Source organism: Paenibacillus sp. GCM10027627 (genome assembly GCF_042675505.1).
Taxonomy (GTDB): Bacteria; Bacillota; Bacilli; order Paenibacillales; family Paenibacillaceae; genus Pristimantibacillus.
In genome coordinates, this window is record NZ_JBHTHB010000004.1 from 566507 (window position 1) to 589027 (window position 22521).

Annotated in this window: 13 protein-coding genes, 1 other RNA gene and 1 pseudogene; all 15 read right to left on the reverse strand. The window is 44.1% G+C overall.

The window, feature by feature from the left end; translation table 11 throughout:
• Positions 1-2121: pseudogene (locus ACFQZE_RS17095) on the reverse strand (hypothetical protein); the annotation flags it as partial.
• A gap of 423 nt (positions 2122-2544) precedes the next feature.
• Entirely contained in the window at positions 2545-2853 is a 309-nt protein-coding gene (locus ACFQZE_RS17100) for a hypothetical protein (RefSeq protein ID WP_379359158.1), read from the reverse strand.
• 270 nt (positions 2854-3123) lie between these two features.
• Positions 3124-7023, reverse strand: a complete 3900-nt coding sequence (locus ACFQZE_RS17105) for a hypothetical protein (RefSeq protein ID WP_379359160.1) — start codon at positions 7021-7023, stop codon at positions 3124-3126.
• A 456-nt stretch (positions 7024-7479) separates the two neighbouring features.
• The gene (locus tag ACFQZE_RS17110) at positions 7480-8088 is read right to left on the reverse strand and encodes a zf-HC2 domain-containing protein (RefSeq protein ID WP_379359162.1); all 609 of its coding nucleotides are present in this window, start codon (positions 8086-8088) and stop codon (positions 7480-7482) included.
• Positions 8085-8570: an RNA polymerase sigma factor gene (locus ACFQZE_RS17115; protein WP_379359164.1), complete on the reverse strand. Its 486-nt coding sequence runs from the start codon at positions 8568-8570 to the stop codon at positions 8085-8087. The genes ACFQZE_RS17110 and ACFQZE_RS17115 overlap by 4 nt, the downstream gene beginning before the upstream one ends.
• 484 nt (positions 8571-9054) lie before the next feature.
• Positions 9055-11466: a DUF2357 domain-containing protein gene (locus ACFQZE_RS17120; protein ID WP_379359167.1), complete on the reverse strand. Its 2412-nt coding sequence runs from the start codon at positions 11464-11466 to the stop codon at positions 9055-9057.
• A complete protein-coding gene (locus ACFQZE_RS17125) occupies positions 11438-13627 on the reverse strand; it encodes an MrcB family domain-containing protein (protein ID WP_379359169.1) in 2190 nt (729 codons plus the stop codon). The genes ACFQZE_RS17120 and ACFQZE_RS17125 overlap by 29 nt, the downstream gene beginning before the upstream one ends.
• Before the next feature lie 363 nt (positions 13628-13990).
• Positions 13991-14356: a transfer-messenger RNA gene (ssrA, locus tag ACFQZE_RS17130) on the reverse strand.
• Between the two features lie 341 nt (positions 14357-14697).
• Positions 14698-15180 carry an SsrA-binding protein SmpB gene (smpB, locus tag ACFQZE_RS17135; RefSeq protein ID WP_379359171.1) on the reverse strand — a complete coding sequence of 161 codons (483 nt, stop codon included), beginning with the start codon at positions 15178-15180 and terminating at the stop codon, positions 14698-14700.
• A 213-nt stretch (positions 15181-15393) separates the two neighbouring features.
• Complete coding sequence (locus ACFQZE_RS17140; RefSeq protein ID WP_012772186.1) at positions 15394-15594, reverse strand: cold-shock protein; 201 nt, start codon at positions 15592-15594, stop codon at positions 15394-15396.
• Between the two features lie 364 nt (positions 15595-15958).
• Entirely contained in the window at positions 15959-19024 is a 3066-nt protein-coding gene (rnr, locus tag ACFQZE_RS17145; protein WP_379359174.1) for a ribonuclease R, read from the reverse strand.
• 149 nt (positions 19025-19173) lie between these two features.
• On the reverse strand, positions 19174-20451 hold the full coding sequence (locus ACFQZE_RS17150) for an ABC transporter permease (protein WP_379359176.1): 1278 nt from the start codon (positions 20449-20451) through the stop codon (positions 19174-19176).
• Positions 20403-21155, reverse strand: coding sequence for an ABC transporter ATP-binding protein (locus tag ACFQZE_RS17155; protein WP_379359178.1), 753 nt, complete (start codon positions 21153-21155; stop codon positions 20403-20405). The genes ACFQZE_RS17150 and ACFQZE_RS17155 overlap by 49 nt, the downstream gene beginning before the upstream one ends.
• A 141-nt stretch (positions 21156-21296) precedes the next feature.
• Complete coding sequence (gene secG / locus ACFQZE_RS17160) at positions 21297-21533, reverse strand: preprotein translocase subunit SecG (protein WP_197938459.1); 237 nt, start codon at positions 21531-21533, stop codon at positions 21297-21299.
• 97 nt (positions 21534-21630) lie between these two features.
• Entirely contained in the window at positions 21631-22398 is a 768-nt protein-coding gene (locus ACFQZE_RS17165) for a sugar phosphate isomerase/epimerase family protein (protein ID WP_379359181.1), read from the reverse strand.
• Between the last annotated feature and the right edge of the window lie 123 nt (positions 22399-22521).

A 22521-nucleotide genomic window follows, 5' to 3' on the forward strand; every position in this document is an offset into this window, starting at 1 on the left:
CGCTGTTCCTTCGTTGAATACAGGAGTGGCACTCTTGTACACTCCGTCCTCAGCTACTCCTGTAATGGTAGGCGGGGTCCTGTCGATCGTGAAGTTTACCGTCGTTTCATTCCCCGCTGCATCCGTGACGACTAGCGTGTATGCACCTTCAGTTACAATAACAGTGCCGCTTATAAATGCTACCGTATTCAACTTCACCGTTCCTTCGTTGAATACAGGAGTGGCACTCTTGTACACTCCGCCCTCATCTACTCCAGTAATCGTAGGCGGGGTCTTATCGATTGTGAAGTTTAACGTCGTTTCATTCCCCGCTGCATCCGTGACGACTAGCGTGTATGCACCTTCAGTTACAATTACAGTGCCACTAGTAAATGCTACCGTATTCAAGTTCGCTGTTCCTTCGTTGAATACAGGAGTTGCACTCTTGTACACTCCGTCCTCAGTTACTCCAGTAACGTTAGGTGGGGTCTTATCAATCGTAAAGTTTACCGTCGTTTCATTCCCCGCTGCATCCGTGACGACTAGCGTGTATGCACCTTCAGTTACAATAGCAGTGCCGCTTGTAAATGCTACCGTATTCAACTTCGCCGTTCCTTCGTTAAATACAGGAGTTGCACTCTTATACACTCCGCCCTCATCTACTCCAGTAATCGTAGGCGGGGTCTTATCGATCGTAAAGTTTACCGTTGCATTATTGCCTGCTAGATCGGTGACGATTAATGTATACGTTCCATCCTGTGTGATATTTGTGCCACTGGTATAAGGGCTCCCATTAAGCAATCCGCTACCTTCAGTAAACATAGGATTAACTGTGCTATTATATACGTTGTTATTCACTACATTCGTAATAACAGGAGCTATTGTATCTACTGTAATTGATTTGCTAATTGCAGAACTTAAATTACCGACTCTATCTTTATATTGTACATATACGGTTTTGACTCCCTGTCCAGCCGGTAGAACCCATAAAAGCCCATTCAAGTCAGCGATATTAAACCAAGCGGTATCCCAAATACCGTTGGTATTGGAGAGACGTGCCTGCTCAACTCCTGAGCCGCTACCATCTGTATAGGTTCCTTTCAAAGTGACAATGTCTGATTGCGTCCATGCAGCACCATTATTAATACTCAGTGTACCTGTCGGGGCTGTCTGATCCAATAGAATGGTCTGAGAATAATTGGCTGAGACCCCACTGTTAGAATCCCGCAACTGCATATAGATGGTCTTCGCCCCATCCCCTCCACTTAGACTGAATGTTGCTGTATTGCTGAAAGGCAGCCAAGATGCCGCCGATAAATTGGCAGCGCTATCGGCAAATCTCATATGGGTAACATTATCGCCTACATCAGAATCAGATCCTGCAACAGATAAATTTACGGTGCTGACGCTTGTTGCTGCTCCATCCGCAATTGTAAAAGAGCCCGTAGGCGGGGTATTAACCGGTCCAGTCTCATAAGTAACGACTAGCATCGGACGGAATGCAGCATTCGAAGCTTCAACGGAATAAAATAAAAATCTCCCGCTATCTGGATCTGCTTCATTGCCGTTAAGTGTAAAAGTTACTTTGCGGTCAGAACCATCCGTAAAGGCATCGACAGCACTCTTCACGTTGAGTGTAATCGTTTGATTCTCAAGATAAGTGCCCATCGGCACTTCCGCAGTGCTTTTCGCCGTAAATTTATCTGCATAAGGGCTATTTGTATCTATGGAGGGGAAGGTGCCATTAAAATTATGGTCCAAACTATTCGCAGCAGAGCCCCTTACCTCCATGTACAGATTGTGGTTTGGAGCTCTTAATACAGTAGCAACCGTTACGACCAGCTCTGCTGAGACAATAGGCCCATCTGGAGCGCCTATATTGAAAGATGCGGCCATTCTATTGCGCACATTGACGAAGCCGTTATTATTGTTCATGCCGACATAGAGAAATCCATTGCCGTCATTATCGTAGATTCCGTTATATTCCGCTTGACCATTTAATTCCATCGTATCAGCAGTTGCTGTAAAGGTCTTTGTAACTATTCCAACTGCTGCTTCAACTCTACTAGGTACCAACCCCGGTGTAATTATCGTGAATACAATAGCAAAATTCATTAAAAGAATAAGAATTCTTTGTTTCACTACTTCTCCCCATTTCTTCAAAACTATTAATTCGCTATTTCTTTAGCATATTCCTCAAATATTTACATGTCAATTTTTATTAGATATCAATACTATAATGAATATACCCGCCTATCGCACAGTATGAGGAAGTTACAAGCTTCAATCTCACACGTCCCTAATTATTCGTTGTTACATCTGAATATCATCATTATGCCATCAGCTCCTGTCGCATATGCTTATTAGAAGTTAAGAGAATAAACTCTAAATTCAGTAGACAGCAAAAACCCCTTCCTCACGAGGAAGGGATTCTACATTGGGTAAAAGCAAACCGTGACTGTTTAAAACCACTAATGCGGTTGTGGATTTACATGGTGGAGGGGAACCTCGCCTTTGCAAAACCACAATTCGTTACTTCAGATTACCTCCAAAGCGTAACCACAATTAGCCTTCCACATATTGCGCATCAAAATGCTCTGCTATTTCTAACATTTTCTGAAAAATGATCTCGTGCGATACGGCTACATACAGATCACCCTCATAATATCGGAATGGAATTGTCGCTTCTCCTAGATGCCAAAGAAAAAATTCACCCGGAATTGTCATTGTCGTATCAGCCGATCGGAAAGAATACTGCTCTGCATATTCAAAGTCCGGCTGCGTTTTAAAATAGCCTTTAAATTCATCTAAAGACATAGCTTGATCAAGACTATTGCCTTCAGCATTCCTCGTAATTCGATATCTAGTATTCATTTAATACCCCCACTGCATTTAATATATTAAACCTATTGTATACGATGCAGTAAGAAAGTGCACAGCCTATCATCTTTGATTTTAAATAAAGCAAAAACCCAACCTCTCGCGGTTGAGTTTTACATAGTGGAGAAGAAGCGTGGCTGTGCAAAACCACATGAGGCGTTATATTAATTTGTATTTATTAGACCGTTCTATAAATCTTTCCCCTATCAGAAAATAAGAAATGATCTTAGGTCAATGACCCAAGATCATAATTTAGTATTTCCACTATTTTCCTTGAAATCTTTTCTTCAACATTTCCAACTTCTGATCCATATCCAGACCATCCTCATTAGCCTGACCCTGCAACGCTTCGACTTGGGTCTGGGTCTTGGTTGCCGATTGCTGTTTTGGATTTTCTGTAAATCTTTTCGGAACAGGACGTTCCTCGAATAATTTTACACTACGGTTTTCTGCACGAAGTCCATCGAGAGAGAACCCGAATTTAAACTGTACGTCCTTGCCATTATGTATACTTCCTAATTTAGGTGATGTTTCGGAAGGCTTCACGAAAATGATAAATTGCAATTGCTTACCAAACTTATCGTAAGGGATTATATAACTTCCAGAGTCCTCTTTAAATTGAAATCGTCCTTTTATATACGCCAACTCATCATTTTTCCAAATATCCTTTCGATCAGCCAACCTGTTTCTACTTATGAGCCTTCGGATACCGTGCTCAACTCCATAAAACTCATAAGAACGCGTTCTTCCTGGTAATTGCCTTGAACTTTTACTACAATCGTCAATGTAATTTTTCGCTTTTTCTTTTGAATTGAAATCACCCTCGAACGCCATCAAAACTTGTATCATATACCGGTATAGTTTGACTTGGTGATTCTTTGGGTTTACACTGTGTAACCAATCTACAAACGACTCAATAGAGCTCAATGTACGGCTACCAGAATAACGAGCCACTTTGAACCACAATTTTAAATCCCGCTCATTATCCGGGTTTTTGTATAAACTGGATTCAAATAAACCGATAAACTCATCCAATTTCTTGGGAGGCACATTATGCAATCCGTCATAATTGAGTTCATATAAGTACACCATTCGTCGGCAGGCGTGTAAACAACGGGAGGTATCATCAATTTGCTTAGCCTTATCATATTCATTTCGCCATTCCATCAAAGACTTGGGAATATCGCCGAAGAACTCTTTCAACTCGATGCGAAAATTTGCAATTTGACGTAGTTTATCCTCTGCCACGTTATAAATAGCATACTCCTCCATCTCGTCGATCAATTCCCCGGCAGTATTGATGAAGATGTCAATCCACTCCGCACCAATCATTCCAAATTTTCGCGCCTCATTCAACACCTTCATATACATTTGCAAACTAGACAAGCAAGCATATTCCTTATTATTGATTTTGCCATGTAGGCTTGTCTTATCAAAAAAACTTTTACTTTCCGCTACCAATTCCATCACATTAGCCCAGAAATCACCTGACAAGTCGTCTTCTCGATTTTCACGGAACAAATCGTACAACTCTTGTCGGACGCACATACCTAATATATGATATAAGTTTGGATCGGGAGAATCATCCCTTTCCTGTATATCAATCGCTTGTTTTGCATAATACCTGGCCTGCTTATAATCACGCTTTACATACGCAAAATATCGCGCCGTATGCCCAAAGAAATGTGCGTCGTTGGGAAACAAAGCCATCAGTTGTTCAAATATCGGGTAAACATTCTCGTCATGCAAAATAAGAATCCCCATCAAAGGAGAAAATTGCTTATGGATTTTTCTCTTATCATCAGCAACAACATCATCGGTTTCATATGGAGCTATTCCTTCTTTTACATCGATAAACAATTGTTGCAACAAACGGCGCGCCGTTTCTTTCTCTCCCATATACTCATACACCGCATTAATTAGCTCATTACAATAAGCCGGAAGCCGTCTCACCCACTGGCCGTCGTACCGTTTCGCAGTCAATAACCACTGAAGCAGTTCTTTCGCAAGCAAGTAATGTCGAATGCTGTAATAGGTCAGGTTTTTTTTTGTAAACTTGTAGCTGAGTCCCTCATACGCAATCGGGAATAACTCCCCTCTATGATCCTTTCCGAACATTAACCGTGAGAGAAACGACTTAGGAAGACCAGAATCAATAAAATAATTGGAAAGGGCAAGAAAAACGAACGCTGACTCCTGTGCCCCATCGAATGTATCAATAAACTCCTTGACATAGTCCTTAACTCCAATAAATTCATCTTTGTAGATACTTAATCCGACTAAAAACGGACATATATCATTACGGTCATACTTGTTGTTGATGAGTTCGCTGAGTTCGTCATCATTCATATCCAGCAAGCGACGCGTTCCGCCCATTTCATCGTACGATAAAAAAAGTCGATAATGGTTTATAAAAGATAAGATATCGTCCTTGGTATAGTAGAATAGTTTTAATGTGTTCGGGCCGCTAGTATTGTCTTCCCTCCTACCTATAAATAGCAACACTATAGGCAACGTTGAAGCAAACACCTCAGTACGGATTGACTCGATCTGCGCATTGTTCACATACTCTTCATCAATGACGATAAGTAGTCTTTTACTACTACTGGCATAAATATTTCGCACCGTTATCATAAAGTAATTAGGATCATAATGCTTGAGATAGAGCACAGGATACTTCGTATGAATATCCCAAGCAATCACTTTGGCGGCTGTCGTTCCTCCGAATCCAGGACGGTGTTTTATGTAAAACTCACCTGCGGTTTGTCCATCTTTGCCACCATTTTGTAAATACATTAGAATTTCTTTCCCAAATCTCCGAACAGGTTCCGTCTTGACGACATCTCCATTGGCAATAATGTGCCAATCGACTTCACCGCCCTTTAAAAATTCTGTACGCAGACCTTTATAGTCGATATTCTCAGTTGGATCAATAAAATCAAAATGTAACACATCAAAAAAAGCGGAGGCTTCCTTGTATACAATGGCAGTAATTTTCCCATCGTTCGCTGTTCCCTCCAAATACGGTATACGATATTCTTCCGTCGACTTGTTCAAGGCAGTTATTTCCGTATATTCACATAATACTTGCAGAACGTGCTGGAGTTGCCCTTCAACGACCACCAATGTTCCGTCTACAGTCCGCTCGGCTTTCATGCGTAACAATTGGCTATTATTAAGATTGACAAATACGATTTTATAAACTATCCCGCTTCGACGGAAAATTCCAGATATACTAGCAAAGAAATCCTCGTCGTAATCCATTAAATAAACGATAGTCATTTCGACGTCTCTCCCGTTAATGAAACGGTTTACGATGGTTTCAAGCTGATTTTCCCCGGAATGAAGTGTTCTATTTCTTGCCGACCACTCCCCAAAGCGGCTTGAAAGTTCATTGTTACTGTACCTTGGCGCCATATTATTGGAGTTGCCGTCTGCAAAATAATAGACTAGGGGCTTCACCATAAGGTCACTCGTTTGAACAACACTCAACATTTCCGGAGAAAAATCAGCAATATTATCCTCTTCCACTCGGAATGCTTCCCGCAAACCTCGTTGTTCGGATTGGCAATCAAAATCGATAACGATATTCCATGGCAGTCGCGTTAGAGCCTCTAGTTCCGCCTTGCTACAATCGTGCATCGGACCTGTTATTAAGACAAATGTGTGGTCGACAAACTGAAATCCTTCATTGCATTCCGCTAGAAATTTATGCAGGTCAAAAGATTCATCGATATTCGGGAACTCAACTAGTTGGGTCTGCGCGTCGATATATGTGCGAATAAAGCGCCTTGTGTTTAGAATTAGACGAGGAATGGGGTCAACATCGGGAAAGTTGTAATTATGAACCATCTTGTTCCGTGTATCTCTATATTTCAATATAAATTGTAAATCGATTCCGGCTTCCAGTGGACTTGGTGTTAAATGTCGCAACGACAACTCGATCAATTGGTGGAATTGTAAATGCTGATCCGTGATTATCCCATCACGAATCAACGGAACTTTCAAAAGCGCTTCAATAGCAGTAAACAGCTGGTTTGCTTGATTGAACTTCTGGATTTTGGAGGCTGCGTTTGGGTCGATATTCGTGAGTCTACGAATTCCTATGTATTCTTGAATAGAATTGTTGAATAATTCTATAATATCTTTAACATTCTGATTCATATCCCATCTCCTATAATCTATTAAATTAAAACGTTCGAACCAAGTAATACAATATTTCCAGCTGAGGCTACTACATACAATAAGTCTTTTGAAATAATATATACGACAAAATCCTCCATTATCCTTTTTATGAGAAAAGTCTCCACATTACTTAGTTTTCTTACAATCCCATAATCGCGTATATATCAAATTAGTGGCCATTGAAACTAAGCACTCCCTTCTTCTTTTTATCGCTTTTTATGATACTGGAAAAATTAATTACTATAATATATTAGCAAAAACCACAACCTCTTGCGGTTGTGGTTTTACACAGTTGAGGCGAGGGGAGTCAAACCCCTGTCCGAAAATCACGCCACACGGCTTTCTACGGGTGTAGTCACAGACTTGATGTCACCAACAAAAAAAGCGACCTTGATAGGTCGCAGGCAAAGATATAATTCGTTTGGATGCATTGATTTATTCCACCAATTCTCCATTAATAAACGTCATCGATTTATCTTTGAATTCTAGGATGAAAGAGTGTTGATAATCAGGATCGCTACTGATCTGTGTCCCTAGCATATACTCGTTACCGACATTATCAAAAGGGTTATAAAGCACACCTTTAGGGGTGTATCTTGATTCATAACAAATGACATTACCATTTTGATCATAAATAAATTTACCTTTTCCCGTAACTAGCAATTCCTTGCCGTTCTTCAAAGTTAAATGAACCTCAAGATTACCATTGCTCTTATCATAAACGATATTTACATCCTCAGATGACACTCTAGTCCCAATAGCGAAGAGCCAAATAACAGCTACAGCAAGTAAGAGCACCGCAGATATAGAGAGAATAATTATCCTTTTGTTCATTTTTTTCACTTTTTTTAAGTAATTAAGTTTTTCAGCCTCATCTTTATCAACTAAGGGCATACAGAGACCTGCTTCCTCAGTCATTTCTCGATGAAACTGGCGGCATGCCTCGCATGATTCCAAATGTTTATCGATTTCTTCATTACTGTTTGAAGAAGTTAGCCTTTCAATATAGGAAGGCAACAGATCCCGTATTATATCACACTTCATGACGGTCTTCCTTTCATCAATTTTTGTTTTCCTCGGTAAAAGGTAACTCTTGCCCACGTTTCATCTCTACCGAGAATTTCTCCTATCTCTCGAAAGCTAAACTCTCCGGTCAAACGCAGGTACAATACTTCTTTAGTATTCGGATCGAGTAAATGAAGCCGTTTGAATAAGTCCATTTTGTTCTGAGCCAAAATAAACTGTGATTCTGTGGAATTTGAATCAGTAGAGGAAGGATCCCCTTCTAATAGGTCAGAGGGCCTCTTCCGCTGCTTGTCCAGCTCTTGGTACCAAACATGCTTAGCAATCTGACAAAGCCAAACGTATACTTTACAGCTTCCATCGTATCTATGTATCGACTTTATTGCTCTATAAAAGGTTTCTTGGGTGATCTCTTCTGCCAACAAGTGATTATGACAAAAGCTGAATACGAATTTATATACTTGGGTCGAATATGTCCTGTATAATTCCTCGGTGTCCTGCAACTGTTCACCTCCTCAAGTTATATATCCATGAATGATGATAAACGTTACAACATATTTTTGAAATCATCCTATTTTTCTAAACAACTTCAATTTTCCTTATACATGTGACAAATTTCGTTATAAACATATCTAAAACTTTGAATAATGAAGATAGACAATATTTGCTGTTAATATATATTTTGCCGCGAGGTTGAGTAAATGGATTGATAAAAATTACCTGTTTTGGGTTATGTCACCAGCATGTCCTATAAACCCCGTCACAACAAGTTTCTTTACCCAAATTTTACCTTCAATGAACCCAAAAAAATGAAAAAAGACCACCTCGCGAGGTGGTCTCACTGATAGTATTGGTAAAGGGGAGGGTAGTCGTATCCTATTAAATGCAGAACGATTTTCTTACACTAGTATAATATGCATTATTCTAGAGAACCAAATATGGATGTTCACGCTACTCCCACAGCTATTGAACAATTAATTTAAATATCTACTCCCTCAAATGAATCCCTGTCACCTTACTCGCCAGGTCCACCTGTTCATGATTAAGCTCCACCTTAACAACACCTCTCCGACGCTTTTCACGCCATATTGCAAGATCCTCATCTGAATCTAACATTAACTCAGCAATTTCTAAAGCACGGTCAAATATATACTTAGACGTGTATAGAAGCGAATAAATACCCCTACCTCCTGGAATAATCGCGCTTTCCCGCTTGAGCCATTCCTGTACCGTAAACTTTACATATAGCTTCTCTTCCGCACCTCTTCTTGCTGGTCGTTCCAATATCTCCTTACGTCGTAACACTTTCCAATTAACTACTTTGCCGTACCAGTTTACACCCACTTCTCCACGTGCAAGAAACAGATTCCGTGATTGGTACATTGCTACGTATTCGATCTGTGTTAATAAGGATTGATCAGCAATGTTTTCCAATGGTACATGATAATATTTGTACTTCAATGCATCTTCTAGCTGCGAAACTTCCCTAAGCGATCCTACCAGAACATTTTTACCGGACAATTTGTTACGATAATATTCCTTCGTTCCTCTTGGACGAATTGAACGTTCATAAGCTTTTTCTGGACTATCTAAAATTATCTCATCCAAGAAACTTTCCATCAGCGAGGTAGAGTTAGGCAAGAATGGAAATGCACCTATGTTAATTAATTCAATACTCTTATAAAACCGGTGCTCCCGGAATTGCTCCTCATTATGATATGGAAACAATACAAATGCACCAAACATACTTCGTTCGAGCTCACGACTTTGGGTTTCCGTATAGACAATAGCATCACGGTACCTATGCATTGTGTTAATATCATCTTCTTCTGGCCCTGGTATCTTGTACTTTTCTTGGTATAAAGTACCTTCATATGCTGGATTTAAGCGATACTTGGCATCAAATATATACTTATATTCCGCCTCAGAATCATTCTTCTTAAGTGTAAGCACATTATCTGGCCTTTGACCCAAGGTCTCACAATGATCACCTTTAGGAAGCGCATTATAATAAAGTGTGAAAATCTCCCCGTTCTTAGGGTTCCGGTAAACCATTTTAGCTTGCTGTGACTTATCCAATGTAACGAATATGCCTGTACGATTCACCTTAATAATATCTTGCTTCAGCAGTTCATATTTTCGCGCAAGGAGGTCGTGGATTTTAAGAAAACACCAATATTCGTACAACTGCGCTAAATCTTTCATGGATAATCGGAACAGATCACTTTGAATTGTTAAACCCTTCATCAGCATCAAGTAATTTCGATAAACTTCTCGATAACCCGGAGCCATATGTAAAACAAGCGATACTGATATCTGACTCATGTCACCAACATTCAAGAAATCCAATTTTAATAATCGCTGAATTTGCGTTTGCATAAAATTTAAACGTTTTTCCAAAATAGGATCCTGTTCACGTTTTTTTTGGGATAAACGAGTTTTTAAACTTTTAAGTTTAGTGGTGATACGCAACAACACCCATCGAACAAAACGATTTTCCATCGTGTCGTAATTAACTTGTCGTTTTGGTTCCAACACATGACTCGGGTAAAATAATTTCCCCTTCAGAGAAATGCTTCCGAGCTTCTCATCAGGAGCAAGGAGATGTGGACGCTTTGACAAAAAGTTTATATTGTCTCTACCTACCTTCTTAGCCCTTGCCGCTTCCACTACTCGCTTCTCGCACCCAAGCTTGGAATGAGGCGCAGAGTTGATTCGCTCAACAGCCTGGACCAGTTGGCCGAACACATGTTGGAGGATAGTGAAAAATTCGGTTAAACTTTGTTGCTTTGTTTCTCTAACCCCGGTGAGACTATAGGTTTTTCGTAGAAAATCAAAGGACAAATTATAGATCTGTTCATTCACATCACGTAAAATCATTTGATAGTCATGCTTATAGTCGATTTTTGAAGGGAAAATCTCGAGTTGCAATTGAAAGATGGGTTGCCCGTTTAATCGAAGTTCTATTTCTGTAAGCCCGACTTCATTCTGGAATTTTAACAAGCCGGATAAAATCATTTTTCCTAATGGTTTAATTGCCTGTCTCAGATATACATTTTCATGGTGAAATGTTAATGCTACATCTTCTTTTTTCTCGATTACTAATTCATAATTCTGCGTTTCAAAAAAAATCGGAAAGCTCTGGTTTCCGATTTTCCAGAGATATAATTCTCTGACCTCAGGATTAAACACAGAAATACTTTCAATCGTTAGGTATGAAGACAGAGTGGATACCTGTAATCCAGCATCCACCCATGCCTCTTCATTTGTTCGATGCAACTGCAAAGACTCCACCGTTGGATGAAACGGTTTGCCTTGAATATATAAATTAAATAAGTTCGTCTCTACGCGAAGGAGCTCAACACTTTGACTAAGAGAGCCAATATGAGGTGAAGCCATCTTCCTCCAACCTCCGTAACATAAACGCAATTTTCCGAGCGGTTTGCGGATGCTGCGCTTCTTCTACCGTTTGGTTTGAACTCCATCTCATATATACAACCGAGGCATCCTCCATTAGCTCTGAAATCGGCAATGTACTTCCTAGTGCAACCTGCATAAGCTGTAGTAATACACGTTTTACAGAAAAACTACTTCCTTGAACACGCGGTAATATCTTTTGAAGCAGTTGTTGATCAAATGCCGCATCCTCGCTCAGTAACTGAAACCTTTTATTATAAATAATGTAAAAGCAGACCGCATCCCGAATTCGAAAGCCGACTTGAGAATGGATTTCTTCTAGAACACTATTAATCTTTACAAGCTTTTCAGTTGTTCTATGTATCAAATCACGGTGGTCTTGATATACATCGACTAACTGCAAATACTCGCTCCGCAAGAAGAAGTTATCTGCTGGAATAGCCCCTACATCATTTGAAGAATCAAACTCAGTATCTGGAAACTGACTTAAGCAGATGTAGTTAAATTCAATCGCGTTCGCACGGTCGAGCACTTTTTTACTGAAAGGATGTGTAGTCTCATCCATGTTCACAGTGCCAACCAAATAGACATTATCCGATAGGGCCAAGTTTCCATACAACTTTTGATCCTCTGAGCTTAGGGATTCTGAAAAGATTAAAGGTGCCGTCACTATGCGATTATTTTTCCATTCTTGGGTCTCAATGATACTGAGTACATCACTGAAATAATGCTCTACTCTGGCTAAATTCATTTCATCTAAACAAATAAAATAGGGTTTGTGATAATTTTCTGCTTTTGAAGCCTCTATCAGAACGTTCGCCAACTGTCCAGGGCGAAAAACTCCTGATAAATCTTTATATCCGAGTAGATCCGATGGATCGCTCCAATCTGGTCTTACTGGTATAAGTGAAAACTGCTTATTTTCGATTGTGGCACCAAGAGCCTCTGCAAATAACTTAACAAGCTTGGTTTTCCCCGTTCCTGAAATACCAGCCAGAATGACAAAGGGTTTAGTCTTTAATGATAAATAGAGGTTCTCAATTAACGATCCTGGATAGTGAAAGCCCTTCTGATTAATGTATGTCTTAATTCCCTCTATCCGTTCAGGTATCGTTAGAGTATCCAAAGGTTCATTCTCCTTATTTGGGCTCGTTACTGTCTCTGCGTAAAGCTTATAGTTCGACACCATATTTTCTAGATCAGAAATAAGTTGATTCTCCTCAGGAATATTGTCCCTCTCGTAACGAATGTACGCGACAGTCGATACTTGGTAATCACGTCCCAGACCGCTGGATGTTAAATGAATATTATCATCCTTTTGCATGTATTCAAGCGGTAGTAACTCTCTCATTTCTCTTACTTTCTGCTCGAGGTATTGGTACCCCTCCTTCCTGCCCCGATCTCTAAGCGGTAATGTAACGCCCTGAGCCAATGTCAAATAAACCGAGTTCATATCCTCAGCAAATAAGTACACTACGTATTCTCCGTATTGCGTAGTTTCAGTTATTCGCTTATCTAGAATCGCAAGCCATGGGATATTCGCCCAGTTCCCTTGTCCGATTGAACCCTGTACTTTATACTTTTCATCAATGAAGGATAGCCTCTTAATATTTGTTGGTAGAGTCTGCCTGAGCAAAGCACCCAGTGAATGATTAGTAAACACTTGAGTTTTAGCATTTACGTAACTATTCATAATCTGTGTAATAGATTGTTTGAGCGATATGGGTGCAGCCAAATTGTTATTATAGTTGTCCAATTCTGTTAAGGCATATCTATGCAATTCCTCCATCATACTCTCGTTCATATAATCCCAGATAGTCGATTTAAATGAAAGTGTCTGTCCTTCGCTATTCTCCTCTAGTATAGATGACAACGCTTTAATTGGTGTGTAAAGTAACGATTTGGTTTGACTCAATGTAAACTCTGACCAATTCGAAGCTATTCCACTTGGTGGGCTATCTACTCTTTTACCATCTATAATACTGCTCTGATAATAAGCTAGGAATCGTCTAACGACATTATCTAGTAAAATAGCTTTATTAAGGGTAACTCGATACTCATCTATTATGGAAAGGATAAGAACCATTTTATAAGACTTCTGCTTATTTCTAAATATTGAGGATAACTCCATGGGCAGTGGCATTTATGTTTCCTCCATGACTATGAATTCGTATTAGTCCTATTATACTATAAACAGAAATTCCCTTGGGATTTGATCTTGTTATAACGTCAATATTTTATAGATATACACCTCTAATATAGTTCATGGTCATCAATAGTACACATCGGTAAACACGGTTGGGCCTTTAAAGTATTGAATGAAACCACTTTGTTGGTTTGATGCTTGAGAAACCATTTAATACATCCCGTAATGTCTATTCTTGTTTTAGTAATTTAAACTTCTGATCCCTTGTTCTTTCTTTTAATAAAAGAGAAGGTCAGTCAACCTTCTCATCCTTTAGAACACGAAAAAAAGCGACCTAACACGGTCGCTTTTTTCATAATTTGGTGGAGGCGAGGGGATTTGAACCCCTGTCCGAAGATCACGCCACGCGGCTTTCTACGGGTGTAGCTGCAGTTTTGATGTCACCTAAGGAGTCCCCCTGCAACGCGGTGCTCTATAGGTCAGCCTGATTATCTTCTTCAGCACACCCCAGGCGGAGATGTGACAGCGTATCCCACTAAAGTTGGGCCCTCATCCCGGTACATGGGCGATACAGAGCGAGAGCACGCGAGCAGGTTATTAAGCTGCTACAGCGTAGTTTGTTTGTTGTTTGCCATTTAATTGGCTTTAGCGTTGATGAAGCAGACGACTCCCTGCTACCCGCTGGCACGCGCTCGTCCAATCCCCGTCGAATCCATAAACGCCCCCGTATGGCATAAACGTTGCGTATGCTCTAGCTGCTCGCATCACTGCGAACACCGAACAACCAACGATTAGCACAACAATCGGGAACTCTGGATTGAGGCGATGCAGACTGCACGAGACAGTTACATCTGAAGCAGCAACCATCAATCATTGCCGCCAGCAATCAGTTGCTTTCAGTTTCACCTAAAAACGCAACCTTCATGCTTATTCAATCTTTGGCAACCCACCGTTGCCGTAAAACAAGTATACCACGTTCATCAAGCGATTGCCTCAGTTTGTTGCTGGCAACACTGCTCATTCCACCCATGGAATCAACGGCTTATCTTACCAGCTTCTTCATCAGCTTATCTTGCCACCTTCTGCTTCTCCCGAAGCACACGCTGGATATCGCGCTGCGCATCGCGCTTGGCGGCCGTTTCACGCTTGTCGTATTGCTTTTTACCTTTGCCGAGTCCGATTAGCAGCTTCGCATAACCGTTGCGCACATAAATCTTAAGCGGCACAATCGAGTAGCCTTCCTGCTTCGACAATCCCAGCAGCTTGTGAATCTGCGCCTTATGCAAGAGCAGCTTGCGAGCCCGGGTCGGATCGGTCGGGTTATGAATATTGCCTTGCTCAAAAGGACTGATGTGCATGTTATGAATAAAAATTTCGCCGTTGCGAATCGTCGCGAATGCATCGCTTATATTCGCCCTGCCGTTACGCAGCGACTTGATTTCCGTCCCCAGCAGCACCATGCCTGCCTCGAAGGTCTCCTCAATGAAATAGTCATGGGAGGCCTTTTTATTTTGGGCGAGCTGCTTGCCGTCATTTTTTTTAGCGCCCACGCTAGTTCACCTCGTTTCCTGTATCTTCAAGACCAGCGTCTGTTGGTTCATTGTAGCAACTTTACATTTGAAAAGCAACATTTGCCCAAGGTACATTTCCTTTTAAAATGTACTCCACCCGCAGCCTCCAAAACGATCCCCGCCGCAAGCTTAAAATAAGCAAAAGACCGCCACCGACACGAGGTCGGGGACGGTCTCAACGGGGTTAAGCTACTACAGCTTAACTACGTTTTCAGCTTGTGGTCCGCGGTTGCCTTGAACAACGTTGAACTCAACGCGTTGGCCTTCTTCAAGAGTTTTGAAACCTTCGCCAACGATTGCGGAGAAGTGTACGAATACGTCGTTTCCGCCTTCAACTTCGATGAAGCCGAAACCTTTCTCAGCGTTAAACCATTTAACTGTACCTTGTTGCATGTGGAATTACCTCCAAAAAGTTATTAATATGCGCCTGTTTCGTTAATAAACAAAAAATTCACACATTGGAAAGGGTTTCATGACTCTAATGACACCCTTTTCAATACGTGAATTCAGGTTCATATCATCGATTGCCTTGAGTATACTATTCCAGCCGCCAAAAAGCAAGCGACAAGCTTAAATATATTTTCCCATTATCCCCAGAAGGCGGTACCTTCAACCATTTCGGCAAAAGAAAGAAGGTAACGCCTTGCAATTTCCTTATCTAGAAATACGCTCCACATAAAAGCTCTTAAGCATAAGCTTTATGCCAAGCTTCACAACAACAGCAAGTCTTATACAGCTCCTCTTAACATCAACCCTACTACCGCTTTTTGCGAACAAAAGCTGCAGTGGCGTTATTCAAATCGCCTTTTTTCTTGCGCTTTTTCTTTTTGGCAGCTCCGCCTTCGCCGCTCGAAGCTCCTCCGGCCTCGCCGCTTGCGTTAAATACTCCGCTAGTCGTCGTATTTTTACGACGCCCATCGCCGCCCTTACCTCCGGAGCCGCCACCGCTGCGTTTGGCACCGCCGTGGCGGTTGCCGCCGGCATGGCCCTCACGTCCACCCTCAGAGCCGCCTCTTCCGCGTCCATCCCTGCGCTCATCGCTGGATGAGCCGCCGCCGCTGCGGATCGGCAGTCCCCACATGTCCTTGCGCACAGCCTTTCCATCAGCCTCAAGCTCAGCTGCACGCTTATCAATCCATGAGCTATCGTCGATAACATCGCTTCCGCCCCACGGATTGCCGTTTCCGCCTCCGCTTGCTCCCTCAGACTGTCCACGCTTGAACCTGCCGGGTCTATCGTTACCACCGCGTGAAGAAGCGCCCCCGTGCTGACGTCCACCAGCTTGCTCACCCGCTTGCGAACGACCTCCGGCTCCGCCTTGGCCGCCACGACCAGAGCCGCCACGCTGATCTCCAGCCCGGCCTCTTCCTCTGCCTGCATCGCCCGTACCGTTTCCACGGCCGCCTTTCCCGCCGGGACCGCCACGTCCTTCCGCTCCCTCTTTACCGGCTCCGCTGCGTCCAACTGCACCATCTCTGCCGGCTCCGCTACGTCCGGCCGAGCCATTTCTGCCAGCTCCACCGCGCCCTGAAGCGCCGCCGCTGTCTCCGCTGCGCCCGCCAAATCCGCCGCCGGAGCCGGGGCGTCCGCCACGGTTGCCGTATCCTCCCCGCTTGCGGCCTACGCCGAAGCCCGCATCCGCGACGCCCTTATAGCTGCCGCGAGGCTTCATATCGACCATCTCAAAGTCCATATTGTACTCATCCATGTCGACGCGTGCGACACGAATTTTGACCTCGTCGCCAATGCGGTAAACCTTCGAAGTACGCTCACCGATTAGCACCATATGCAGCTCGTGGAAATGGTAATAGTCATCCGTCAAATCGCTGAGGCGGATAAGCCCTTCCACCGTATTTTCCAGCTCGATGAACATCCCGAAGCTCGTTACGCTGCTAATAATGCCGTCAAATTCTTCACCGACTTTATCCAGCATAAATTCGCATTTTTTCAGCTTTTCCGTATCGCGCTCAGCATCGACCGCCACACGTTCCCGCTCCGAGGAATGTTGAGCGACATCCGGCATACGAGCCGTCAGCGCCTCATGCCGGGCCTCCGTCAAAGCGCCCCCACCCTCGATAACCTCGCGAATTACACGATGAATCACAAGATCGGGGTAACGTCTGATAGGAGAAGTGAAGTGGGAATAAAACTCCGCTGCAAGGCCGAAGTGGCCGAGGCTTTCCGCATCGTACTTCGCCTGCTTCATCGAACGAAGCATCATCGTCGAGATGACCGTACCTTCCTTCGTTCCTTGAATCTCATCCAGCAGCGTCTGCAAAGCCCGAGGATGAACTGAGTTGCCTTTGCCGCCCTTCACCACATACCCAAAGTTAGCCGCAAACTGCATAAAGTTCAGCAGCTTCTCTTGGTCCGGGTCTTCGTGAATCCGATACAAAAACGGCACGCGCAGCCAGTGAAAATGCTCGGCAACCGTCTCGTTCGCCACAAGCATAAACTCTTCAATGATTTGCTCCGCCACGGAACGCTCACGCTTGACGATATCGACGGCTTTGCCGTTTTCGTCCACAATAATTTTCGATTCCTGAAAATCAAAGTCGATCGCACCGCGCTTCATCCGCTTGGAACGCAGCCTCATCGCCAGCTTTTCCATCAATTCGAACATTGGAAGCAGCTCGGCATAACGCTCCTTCAGCTCCGTTTCGGGCTCCTCTTCCGTTGCCTTCAAAATACGACGCACATTCGTATACGTCATCCGCTCTTTCGTGCGAATTACACTCGTAAAAACATCATGTTTGACCCGCTTGAGCGTCTTCGCATCAAACTCCATCTCACAAGAAAGCGTCAACCGGTCCACCTGCGGATTCAAGGAACAAATCCCGTTCGACAGCCGGTGCGGCAGCATGGGAATGACCCGGTCCGTCAAATAAACGCTGCATCCTCTGCGGAACGCCTCTTGATCCAGCGCGGACCTCTCCCGCACATAATAGCCGACATCCGCAATATGAACGCCAAGCAGGAAGTTGCCGTTGTCCAGCACCTTCACATGTACAGCATCGTCCAAATCTTTGGCATCTTCGCCGTCAATCGTCACGATGACTTCATCGCGCAAATCGCGCCGTCCCTGCTCTTTAATCTCTGCCTCTGTAATAACGTCAGGCGCTTCCTCCGCCTCAGCCATCACTTCATCCGGAAATCCTTCCGGCAGCTGGTGCTTGCGGATAATAGACAAAATATCGACGCCGGGATCATTTTTGTGGCCCAATATTTCCAAAATCTCGCCTTCCGCCGCGCTCCGCCCCTCAGGATAAGTCACAATGCGAATGACTACCTTCTGCCCGGTAACCGCTCCTCTGAAACCGCCCTTCGGGATAAAAATATCCCGGTTAATCCGTTTGTCATCCGGAATGACAAATCCGTACGCCTCATGGTTTTCAAAGGTGCCGACGATCTGCGTCACCGCACGCTGCACGATGCGGACAACCTCGCCTTCCATCCGTCCGCCGCCTTCGCTTTTGGACGTAATGCGAACGAGCACGATATCCCCATTCATTGCGCTCTTCAAATCGTTGGCGTGGATATAAACATCGGGATGCTCTTTTTCATCGGGCAGCAAAAAAGCAAAGCCCTTAGCATGAGCCTGCAACTTGCCGCGCAGCAAATTCATCCGTTCTGGAACGCCATAGCGTTCATTGCGCGTACGGATGATTTTCCCTTCGTCCTCCAGCTTATTGAGCAGCTTCAAAAAATCCTTGAACTCTGCCGCTCCCTCGATGCCGAAGTGTCCCTCCAGCTCTTGGTACGTCATTGGCTTATAAGCCGTCTCTCTCATAAAATCAAGCAGTTCCTGCTCGTGATTTATCATTAATCCGCTTTCTCCTCAAATACCGCCCACTATGACCAAAAAAACGGCGGTTGATAGATTACCATATACCATGTAGTATACACGAATTGAAAACATCACATCCGTATTTCTGCAAAATCAAACGGGCGCCCACTCGCCCCTAAATCTGCTTACCCGCGAGTGCGATGGAATAACCACCAAATCGCACAAACAGCCAGCGAGATTGGAAGCATAAACCAGACTCCGGCCAGCCTGTAGCCCGCGACAAGCGACCAAACCGTAATATGCGGAAGCAGCAGCCAAAAGCGCGACAGACGAACGGCTTTTACAGACGAGGCATACTCCCAGCGAAATTGGCCGATAAACTCTTCCTTATACCACTGTTCCCACTGCATGCGCAGCCAAGATACTCCCATAATCAAAAATCCGGCGATAAGAACAAAGCTTGCAGACGGCGGCACGAGCGTAGAAGCATAGGTGGTTAAAGACAAGTACCCCGGCCATATTTGCCAGGACGCTGGCGTCCGCAAAAACGATTTTATCCGCATTTCTGCCAAAATCGTCCCTGAATCGGCTTTCTTCCTAAACAGCCTGCCCGATCCTCGGAACCATATTGGACGCTTCAACCGAACGACCGGTTTGGCAGGAACAACCTGACTCATCAACAATGCAGTGCTGCCCAGTCTGGCTTCCCTCTCCCTCTTTACTTCCTCCTCATAACGAACTCCGGTACGAAGTGCCAGCACCAGCAAAATAATAAAGATTAGGCCACTAACCGCCCACATAACAATAAAATCGGCTGTTCCGGGCTTCAGCATTAGAGCCTGAAGGAAATAGCCGAGCGCAGCAACAAGCCATAAAAAGAAATGCAACCCTCCTTTTCTCCAACCGCGAACCCTGTCAACCACAAGATGCACCGCTATGGACAAGGAGTAGCCGATGACTAAAGAATAAACATATAAAGCGAGCACTTGAACCAACGTCATCCCGCTATCTTTCAACAAAAAGGGAAGCAGCAGCAAGTTTGGCAAAAGCAAAAGAACCGCCTGCTTCAAAAAAGAAAAGATCATGCCAAATCGTTTGAATAAACGAAGCCACGCCGGCCGCTGCAGCAAAAACAGTCGATCGGCTTCCTCCACAAAGGTTCGAATTCGAAAAAAGCCCATCATTCCAACCATTACGGCAAGCAGTGCTAACGGCCATGAAACAACGGAAGCCCACCCCGGCATCTCCCGCCACAAATCCCGATACAAGCCTCCTCCGATCAAAAGGCCCGGTATCGCAATATAAATCCATACCGTCCAATCGAGCACGCTGCCCCACACTTTCAGTTGTACGCTGCCGTAATGCTTTAAACGTTTGTAAAATACGCTCCCCGGACTTATCATCGCGCTGCCCCTTACGTCAAAGCAAGGAAGCATTCCGACAACGCCGCGTCTTCCGTGCATCCTGCAATCGCTCTAATCTGGTCTAGCGTACCTTCAGCAACAGCCGCCCCTTGATGAATCAACACAAAGCGGTGTCCGATTTTTTCGGCGGTATCCAGCACATGCGTCGACATCAGCACGCCCGCTCCCCGCTTAAGCTCCGACATTAACAGATCGAGAAAATCGCTCGTAGCTCTAGGATCAAGCCCGACAAAAGGCTCGTCTACGATGTAAACATCCGGCTCCAGCATGAAGGCGATAATAAGCATCATTTTTTGCTGCATCCCTTTGGAAAAATGAATCGGATACAAATGCTTCTGCTCTGTAAGTCTGAACCGTTCCAGCAGCGGCACGGCCTTAGCCTCAAACTCCGGCTCCGCTATCTCAAATACCGAAGCGGCAAGCCTCAAATGCTCCCATAACGTCATATATTCGTAATAAACCGGCTGCTCCGGCACGTAGGCATATCGTTTATTTTTGCCGCCAAACTCCACTTTCCCTGACACATTAGGTACTAACCCAAGAATCGTCTTAACGGTGGTGCTTTTTCCCGCTCCATTCGGGCCAATCAATCCGACGAGCTCCCCCGGAGCCACCTCAAAGCGGATATCCCGGATCGTCGGTTTCCCCTCTTCATATCCCGCTTTCTCTATATCTACATTCAGAACTGTTAAATGGTCCTCGGTCTCGTTTAATTGGCCTGCATTTCCGGTTTCCCCCAGCATGGTCTCATCCTCCACAGTCAGTCGATTCTGATTCAAATCCGAACGGTTCATAATACGGACAATGACGAGGCAGGTAACCGCTATTTAGCAAAAAACGCCAAAAAGAGCGGAGAATAATCTCCGCTCTTCGTTGTATACGTATTATTTTTGCACGAAGTAAGAAACAACCAGTGACAAAACAAAAAATCCAACCGCAAACGCAACTGTCAGACGCTGCAAGAACAGGTCCAAACCGCGCGCTTTCTGTTTACCGAACAAATGCTCAGCACCGCCAGTAATCGCCCCGGACAAACCAGCGCTCTTACCCTTTTGCAACAGTACGACTGCAATAAGTCCAATAGAGAACAATACAAGTAGGATCTTCAATGTGATTTCCATTCCATCCACCTCCAGCGTATCCGCTCGTAAAAACACATAAGCTGATTGTAACATAGCTGTATAGCTTTTACAATAGGACTGGCCTAACAGCGCCCCTTCAACAATACCCCATTTTTTTCAAATAGATCATATTCGCCATCGCGCTATTAAGCGAGTTGTCTGCAAAATGCTCCTGTTCCACATACATATACTCCACCTCGGCTTCATCCACCGCTTTAAGCAAGCGATCGTAATCGACCACTCCGGTTCCAATCTCAGTGTCCTTCCTGCCTTGTTTAAAATCGCGCAAATGAACGAGAGGCACCCTGCTTTTGTGCTTGAGCAAATATTCCGCCGGATCGTATCCCGCCATAAAAATCCATCCCAAATCCAGTTCCATATCCATAAGCGCGGGAGGCACCAGCTCCAGTATCCGGTCAATGGCAGGCTTTCCATCTACCAGCTTAAATTCGTAGTCGTGGTTATGAAGAACAAGCTTCATCCCGGCTTCCCTCGTTTGCTCACCGCATCTGATTAGAACGTCCGAAAGAAACTTCACATCCTCCATAGAGGGCTGCTCTTGCATCGGCACCCACGGCACAACGATGTATGAGACGCCAAGCAAACCGGCCGCTTCGATATCTTTGGCGAAGTCCTTGCCCAGCTTCCCTAACGTCTTAAAGTTTAACGATACAAATGCGGAGGGAGCGACTAGTCCCAGCTCGTCCAGCTTCCTTTTCAGCAACGAAGGCGGCGCGTTAAAATAACCGATTGTCTCCACCGCTTTATAGCCCATCTCCGCCACCTTCTCCAGCGTGCCGAGCAAATCGCGTTCCGCCTCATCCCGCACCGAATACATTTGCAATCCGGCCACCGGCTTGCCCATCGTCGCCACCGCCTCTACCTATTTGATCTCCATCGCTTGACCCAATTGACGCCAAAACCGCTTTTTTCATTATGCGCCTGATGAGGGCGATGGATACTTCATAGATCAGTGCCAAATAGGTTA